Origin of the sequence: Streptomyces jumonjinensis, assembly GCF_009600885.1 — a bacterium.
Lineage (GTDB): Bacteria > Actinomycetota > Actinomycetes > Streptomycetales > Streptomycetaceae > Streptomyces > Streptomyces jumonjinensis.
The window spans coordinates 8,295-8,808 of the sequence record NZ_VCLA01000207.1; the positions used below are offsets into that span (position 1 = coordinate 8,295).

Annotated in this window: 1 protein-coding gene; it reads left to right on the top strand. The window is 71.8% G+C overall.

The annotated features are described in order from the left end of the window. On the top strand, positions 1–514 hold a 514-nt coding region (locus tag FF041_RS38665; RefSeq protein WP_194292374.1), incomplete at both ends, for a condensation domain-containing protein.

The following is a 514-nucleotide window of genomic DNA, read 5'->3' on the forward strand; positions in this document are numbered from 1 at the left end:
TTACACCGCGCGGTGCGAAGGCCGGGAGCCCGGGTGGGAGCCGTTGCCGGTGCAGTACGCGGATTACGCGCTGTGGCAGCGTGAGGTGCTGGGGGAGCTGGACGACCCGGACAGCCTGATCAGCGGCCAGCTCGGGCACTGGCGGGAGGCCCTGGCGGGTGCTCCGGAGGAGCTGGTCCTGCCCACCGACCGGCCGCGCCCGCCCATGCCCACCTTCCAGGGCGGCACTGTGCCGGTACGCGTGGACGCGCGGGCGCATGCCCGGCTGGTGGAGATCGCTGGACGCGGCCGGGCCACCACCTTCATGGTCGTACACGCGGCGATAGCTCTCCTGCTGTCGCGGATGGGCGCGGGTGAGGACATCCCGGTCGGGACCCCGATCGCGGGCCGTGGCGATACGGCTCTCGAAGAGCTGGCGGGCTTTTTCGTCAACACGCTGGTACTGCGGACGGATCTGCGGGACGATCCGTCGTTCGCGGAGCTGCTGGGGCGGGTGCGGGAGGCGGACCTTTCG